1 protein-coding gene is annotated in these 253 nt (G+C 53.0%); it reads right to left on the bottom strand.

The window, feature by feature from the left end:
- Window positions 1–146 (bottom strand): Rop family plasmid primer RNA-binding protein (locus E0D98_RS27125; protein WP_072164420.1); only part of this gene is annotated, 146 nt, incomplete at its 3' end.
- Between the last annotated feature and the right edge of the window lie 107 nt (window positions 147–253).

Raw genomic sequence — 253 nt, 5'->3', positions numbered from 1 at the left:
TAAAGCTCGTCGGCGTGGTCGTGAAGGGCTTCGCAGATGTCCGCCTGGTCGTCGGCGTCCAGTTCATTCAGTTTTTCCAGCAGTGTCAGCGTCTGGCTTCTGATAAAGCGGGCCATGTTAAGGGCTGTTTTTTCCTGTTTAGTCACAGTTCTGTTTCTCCATGTGTGGGGAGTCTGTCGGAGGTTTTTAATGATACCGGTGAAACGCGAAAGGATGCTCACGATACGGGTCACGGATGAGGAACATGCGCGGC

It is taken from the genome of Escherichia sp. KCJ4928 (genome assembly GCF_004352695.1).
In the GTDB taxonomy this organism is placed as follows: domain Bacteria; phylum Pseudomonadota; class Gammaproteobacteria; order Enterobacterales; family Enterobacteriaceae; genus ECMA0423.
This window is presented reverse-complemented; position numbering and strand designations above follow the sequence as displayed.